The 6,507-nt window shown below is 61.1% G+C and carries 6 protein-coding genes; 5 read left to right on the forward strand and 1 reads right to left on the reverse strand.

Annotated elements, in window-relative coordinates:
• Nucleotides 1–204: 204 nt before the first annotated feature.
• The 3 genes from FHL07_RS02980 to FHL07_RS02990 all read left to right on the forward strand — a co-directional run bounded on the left by FHL07_RS02980 (nt 205) and on the right by FHL07_RS02990 (nt 3,737).
• Nucleotides 205–1,563 carry an 8-oxoguanine deaminase gene (locus tag FHL07_RS02980; protein ID WP_138738080.1) on the forward strand — a complete coding sequence of 453 codons (1,359 nt, stop codon included), beginning with the start codon at nt 205–207 and terminating at the stop codon, nt 1,561–1,563.
• Nucleotides 1,564–1,659: 96 nt separating this feature from the next.
• Nucleotides 1,660–3,174 (forward strand): nucleobase:cation symporter-2 family protein, encoded by a 1,515-nt coding sequence (locus FHL07_RS02985; protein WP_095000520.1) that lies wholly within the window; start codon nt 1,660–1,662, stop codon nt 3,172–3,174.
• A gap of 197 nt (nt 3,175–3,371) precedes the next feature.
• Nucleotides 3,372–3,737: a hypothetical protein gene (locus FHL07_RS02990; RefSeq protein WP_165484574.1), complete on the forward strand. Its 366-nt coding sequence runs from the start codon at nt 3,372–3,374 to the stop codon at nt 3,735–3,737.
• 38 nt (nt 3,738–3,775) lie between these two features.
• Here the strand turns inward: FHL07_RS02990 and FHL07_RS02995 are convergent, their stop codons facing one another.
• The gene (locus FHL07_RS02995) at nt 3,776–4,987 is read right to left on the reverse strand and encodes a YeeE/YedE family protein (protein ID WP_095000522.1); all 1,212 of its coding nucleotides are present in this window, start codon (nt 4,985–4,987) and stop codon (nt 3,776–3,778) included.
• Between the two features lie 112 nt (nt 4,988–5,099).
• Between FHL07_RS02995 and FHL07_RS03000 the strand changes: the two genes are divergently transcribed.
• Nucleotides 5,100–5,612: a MarR family winged helix-turn-helix transcriptional regulator gene (locus FHL07_RS03000; RefSeq protein ID WP_095023521.1), complete on the forward strand. Its 513-nt coding sequence runs from the start codon at nt 5,100–5,102 to the stop codon at nt 5,610–5,612.
• A 4-nt stretch (nt 5,613–5,616) separates the two neighbouring features.
• Nucleotides 5,617–6,150 carry a peroxiredoxin-like family protein gene (locus FHL07_RS03005; protein WP_178084365.1) on the forward strand — a complete coding sequence of 178 codons (534 nt, stop codon included), beginning with the start codon at nt 5,617–5,619 and terminating at the stop codon, nt 6,148–6,150.
• Nucleotides 6,151–6,507 lie beyond the last annotated feature (357 nt).

The following is a 6,507-nucleotide window of genomic DNA, read 5'->3' on the forward strand; positions in this document are numbered from 1 at the left end:
ATGCAGCTTGCACAGCCGCTTCAATTCAACGCGCCTTACCGGCGCATGTCATCGCGTATTCACTGCGCCCATGGGTGTGCCAGTGAACCGACCGCCCCTGCCCAGCCATGCTGCATCCGGCTGCCAGGGCTTGGCTCAAGCCGAAAACCGATGCCTGCAACCGCATCACGTTGAAAGCAAACTCCAAACGGAAGAGGAATACCCATGGCAAAGACTTTACTGGTCAAGAACGCAGAACTGCTGGTCACAATGGATGGTGAACGCAGGGAAATCCGGCGCGGCGGCCTGTTTATCGAAGACAACCTGATCAAGCAGGTCGGCCCCAGCGAATCCCTGCCGCAACAGGCCGACGTGATTCTGGACATGACCGGCAAGGTGGTTATCCCGGGCCTGGTCAACACCCACCACCATATGTACCAGAGCCTGACCCGCGTTGTACCGGCAGCCCAGGACGGCGAGTTGTTCAATTGGCTCAACAACCTGTATCCAATCTGGGCGCGACTCACGCCGGAAATGATCGCGGTTTCGACCCAAACAGCAATGGCCGAGCTGATTCTCTCTGGCTGCACCACTTCCAGTGACCATCTGTATATCTACCCCAACGGCTGCAAGCTGGACGACAGCATCCATGCCGCTGCAGAGATCGGCATGCGCTTTCACGCCGCACGCGGGAGCATGAGCCTGGGCCGTAGCCAGGGCGGCTTGCCGCCCGACTCGGTGGTTGAGAAAGAAAGCCATATTCTCAAAGAGTCCCAGCGTCTGATCGAGGACTACCACGACCCCCGCCATGGCTCGATGCTGCGCATGGTCGTGGCGCCCTGCTCGCCCTTCTCGGTCAGCCGCGACCTGATGCGCGAGGCCGCAGTACTCGCCCGCCAGTACGGGGTCTCGCTGCACACCCACCTTGCCGAGAACGTCAGTGACATCGCCTACAGCCGCGAGAAGTTCGGCATGACCCCTGCCGAGTACGCCGAAGACCTGGGCTGGGTCGGCCACGACGTCTGGCACGCCCATTGCGTACAACTCGACCAGCACGGCATCGAGCTGTTCGCCCGCACCGGTACTGGGGTCGCCCACTGCCCGTGCTCGAACATGCGCCTGGCTTCGGGGATCGCGCCGATTCGCAGGATGCGCGACCACGGCGTGCCGGTGGGGTTGGGGGTTGACGGTTCTGCGTCCAACGATGGCGCCAGCATGATTGGTGAAGTACGTCAGGCCCTGCTGTTGCAGCGGGTGGGTTTTGGCCCCGATGCGATGTCCGCCCGCGAGGCGCTGGAAATTGCCACATTGGGGGGCGCCAAGGTGCTTAACCGCAATGATATTGGTGCACTGGCACCGGGCATGGTGGCGGATTTTGTCGCTTTCGATCTGGGCCATCTGGCCTACGCCGGAGCCCATCACGACCCGCTGGCAGCGTTGGTGTTCTGTACCCCGACCCAGGTCCATACCAGCGTGATCAATGGTCGCGTGGTGGTCAGGGATGGCCACCTCACCACCGTCGACCTGCCGCGGGTGCTGGAACGCCACAACCAGTTGGCCCACCAGTTGGTCAGCGGTGAATAACCCCTTCAGGCCGTTGAGTTCCTGACAGGGCTCAACGGATGCAACTGAGAACGTGCTGTTAGACGCATCTAAAATAACAAAAGCGAGCTACTCACCATGACTTCTACCGCTTCCCCTCGTCCAGAAGACGAAAACCTCGGTACTGGCGCCAACCTGGCCTACGGCCTGCAGCACGTCCTGACAATGTATGGGGGCATCATTGCGGTGCCCCTGATCATTGGCCAGGCAGCCGGCCTTTCATCGGCCGACGTTGGCCTGCTGATCGCCGCTTCGCTGTTCGCCGGTGGCCTGGCCACACTGTTGCAGACACTGGGTATCCCTTTCTTTGGCTGTCGCCTGCCGCTGGTGCAGGGGGTGTCCTTCGCCGGTGTCTCCACCATGGTCGCCATCATTGGCGGTGACGGCGCAGGAGGCCTGCCGGTGGTGTTCGGGGCGGTGATCGTGGCTTCCGTGATCGGCTTGCTGATCACACCGCTGTTTTCCAGCATCACCAAGTACTTTCCGCCCCTGGTGACGGGCATCGTCATCACCACCATCGGTCTGACCCTGATGCCGGTCACGGCGCGCTGGGCCATGGGCGGCAACAGTCAGTCACCTGACTTCGGCAGCATGGCCAACATCGGCCTGGCGGCAATCACCCTGGTGCTCGTGCTGCTGCTCAGCAAGCTGGGCAGCGCCAGTATTTCACGCCTGTCGATTCTGCTGGCTATCGTTATCGGCACACTGGTTGCCACGGCCGTGGGCATGACCGACTTCTCCCGGGTGCTGGAAGGCCCGCTGGTCGCACTGCCCGAGGTGCTGCACTTCGGCATGCCCGAGTTCCGCCTCGCAGCCATCCTGTCGATGCTGATCGTGATTATCGTGACCATGGTCGAGACCTCCGCCGATATCCTGGCAGTGGGCGAAATCATCGACACCAAGGTCGACGCCAAACGCCTTGGCAACGGCCTGCGCGCCGACATGATTTCCAGTGCCCTGGCGCCGCTGTTCGGCTCCTTTACCCAGAGCGCCTTTGCACAGAACGTTGGCCTGGTCGCCGTGACCGGTATCAAGAGCCGTTATGTGGTGGCCACCGGCGGCCTGATCCTGGTGACACTGGGGCTGCTGCCGGTGATGGGTCGCCTGGTCGCCGCCGTGCCCACTGCCGTGCTTGGCGGTGCTGGTCTGGTCCTGTTTGGTACCGTCGCCGCCAGCGGCATCCGCACCCTGGCGCAGGTGGACTATCGCAACAACATGAACCTGATCATCGTCGCCACATCGATCGGTTTCGGCATGATCCCCATTGCAGCGCCCAACTTCTACCAGCACTTCCCGACCTGGTTCGAGACCATCTTCCACTCCGGCATCAGCTCGGCCGCAATCATGGCCATCCTGCTCAACCTGCTGTTCAACCATCTGCGGGCCGGCAACTCCGACCAGCAGTCGGTATTCGTCGCCGCCAGCGACCGTATCCTGCGCTCCCGGGATATCAGCTGCCTCAACGATGGCGATGTATTTCGCGATGGCAAGCTGTTCGACTGCAATGGCAAGGAAGTACCCGTGGTGGAGTCCGACGAGCACTACGAACAGTCCCCGCCCTTGCGTAAAAAGAGCTTCGAGCAAGAACACTAACCTGCCTTAAACCCGGCACAACGGCGCTCAGGCGCCGTTTTGCATACTGCGCCGATTTACACAAGCAGCCGGCTTGCGAACTTTTCCCTGTTTATCTGTCTATGTGAGTACGCGTATCTGCGCGACAAGCGCGAGCTCCAGGCGTCAGTCAGCAGATGGCGACACATTCGAATGATATTCAGAGGTTATCTTCGCTCATGAAATTCCACGCCCCACGGATGGTGCTTTTGAGCCTGTTCGCGTTTGCGGCAATGGGCTCGGCATCAGCTACACCGACAAAGACCCCGCCCGCGGTTTTTGCTACTGAACCTGGAGCCGTTCAGACGACGGCTGCCAATCCCTGGCCAAGGCTGGCCGCTGAACAGACAGCGCCCCTGCTTGCCCGTGACGACCACCACCGGTATGACAACCGCTGGCAAGCTCGCAGAGACGATCGCCGCAGAGAAAACTGGCGTCGCGATCAATGGCGTCGGGAGCAAGCCCGCCGCGAAGCCGAGCGCCGCCGTCATGACCGGGCCATGCACCAGCGTTACGACAACCATCACCGCGACTATCGTCGCTGAAAAAAACGGCTGCCGAGAAAGCAGCCCCTGTACCTTTTTTAGCAGCCGCTCAACGCCGCCTGTGGCCGCTCCCCGGTAAAGAACAGTGGTCGCAGGCGCACGCCCACCGTGTTGCCGATAAACGCTGCCACCAGCCATACCCAGCCATGCAGGCTGCCCGAGGCGATGCCGCTGAAGTACGCGCCAATATTGCAGCCGTAGGCCAGACGCGAGCCATACCCGAGCAGCAGGCCACCAATCACTGCCGCCAGCAGCGAGCGCGGCGGGATTTTCAGGCTGGGAGCAAAACGACCGGCCAGGCCGGCGGCCAACAACGCACCGAGAACGATGCCAATATCCATTACGCTGGTGATGTCTTCCCACACCGGCGCGGCCAGTGCCTTGGCATTGCCCGGCATCTGCCAGAACCCCCAACTGCCAACATCAACCCCCAGTCCGCTTGCCGCCTTGGCGCCCCACAGCGCGAACGCAGAAGTAATACCCCACGGCCGCCCGGCCAGTGCCAGCGTGGCATAGTTCAGCAGCGCCAGACCTATCGCCCCCCAGACCAGAGGCCACGGCCCACGCAAAAAGCGGCGCAGGCCCTGATGTTCACTGGTCACCCCTGCTTCAAGGCTGGCGTGACGGGATTTCTCCAGGCGTACGGTCACTGCGGCGATGATCGCGAACACGGCCAGGCTCAGCAGCAAGGCGGGAACCACCCCGAAGCTTTTAACGATAGAGGTCGCCGGAAACGCAGGCAGGGCAAACCACCAGTCAACATGCTGAGTGGCGATTAATGATCCGCAGATAAAGAACAACAGGGTCACCAGCATGCGCGCATTGCCGCCGCCGACAGTGAACAGGGTGCCGGACGCACACCCGCCGCCCAACTGCATGCCTATGCCGAAAATAAACGCACCGAACACCACCGACACACCGATCGGCGCCACCAGCCCGACGACCGGCTGGCCAAACAGGGTGCCCGCTCCCAGCGCGGGGAAAAACAGCACCACAGCCACGGCCAGCATCACCATTTGCGCGCGCAGGCCTGCACCACGGCGATCATTGATAAAGACTCGCCAGGCCGAGGTAAAACCGAATGCAGCGTGATAAAGGGTCAAGCCCAGCGCCGCGCCGACGATCAGCAACAACACCTGGCGCGTACCGACATTGTTTTGCAGGAAAACAGCGCCCTGCAGCAACAAGATAAAGGCCAACAGCGGCGCAAGCGGTTTGCGCCCAGGGGTTATGGAAAGAGAACGACTCATGGAAATCCCGATACGTATGATTTGGCTAAATTGCGTGGCGGAAAAGTATACCCCAGGCGGGGCTTCGGCCTAACCGTTTGACTTAGTAAGGCGCCAAGATAAACTGCGCCTTATGAATATTTTAGAGAACAAGCACCACATCATGCTGTGTGAACTAGAGAGCGCAGCGCCTGAGGTCAGGGACAGCGTAAAGCTGTGTTTCGAGTTGCTCTCGGCGGCGGCGGCGATCAATCGCGCCTGCGCAACCCGGCTGGCCCGCTACAACCTGTCGGAGGGCCGTTTTGTCATCATGCTGACCCTCAAAAACGCGGGAGGCAAGCTCTCCCCTCTGGAACTGGCGACCCGATTGTCGATTACCACGGGAACGGTCACCGGGCTGCTCGATGGTTTGCAGCGCGCCGCGTTGATCAAGCGCAAAACCGACCCGACGGACCGGCGCAAATTGATTATTACGCTGACCGCGCAAGGCAAGCGCGTGGTCGATGACGTTTTTGTCGAGCACACCGCCTGGATCAGCGGAATGATCCAGGACTTGCCTCCCGGGCAACGCCAGGCCCTGGCCGAGTCGATCTATTGCCTCTCGGCCAGCCAAGCGCTCGACCTCGCTACAAAAGCTGGTCGATAGCCATTTGAGCAGCAAGGCGTTGCAAGCCAACGACAAGGCGCCGCTGGCGATACTCAAGGACGAGAACGGGCAGAACGTCGATCTGCGCGATTTTCTCGACATGGGGTCGTTGGTACTGGTGTTCTACCGAGGCCTGTGGTGCCCGTTCTGCAATCAGGGCTTGAGTGCATACCAGCAGATGGTCAGTGATCTAACGGCCGCGGGGGCGACGCTGGTTGCCGTCTCGGCGCAGACGCCGCAGTTCACGGGTAAAACCCGTGAAGCGCTGGGGATCACTTACCTGCTGCTCAGTGATATCGACAACCACCTTGCCCGTCAGTACGGCATTGTTTTCGAGCTTGAGGACGAACTGGACCAAATCTACCGTTCCCTGGGTGCGGACCTCAAGAGCGTCAACGGGTCTGACTCGCTGACACTGCCACTGGCCGGTGCATTTGTAATCGACCAGGATGCGGTAATACGCGAAGCGTTCGTCAACCTGGACTACGCGCAACGGGTGGAGCCTGAGGAATTGATTGCGGCAGTCGGCCGCGTTTGACCCAAGCAGCGTGCATGCAGGCATCAGCTCATGTGTGCGCCACAAAACCTGTGGGAGCGCGGCTTGCCCGCGATGGCATCCATACGGTGAGCCTGCAGACCGCGCCGCCTGCATCACAATGAATCCTGCAAACCGCAGCTCTTAACTACGACACAAAACCTGTGGGAGCGTGGCTTGCCCGCGATGGCATCCATACGGTGAGCCTGCCAGACCGCGCCGCCTGCATCACAATGAATCCTGCAAACCGCAGCTCTTAACTACGACACAAAACCTGTGGGAGCGCGGCTTGCCCGCGATGGCATCCATACGGTGAGCCTGCCAGACCGCGTCGCCTGCATCGCGAGCAAGCCCGCTCCC

Origin of the sequence: Pseudomonas sp. FSL W7-0098, from assembly GCF_005930585.1 — a bacterium.
Taxonomy (GTDB): domain Bacteria; phylum Pseudomonadota; class Gammaproteobacteria; order Pseudomonadales; family Pseudomonadaceae; genus Aquipseudomonas; species Aquipseudomonas bubulae.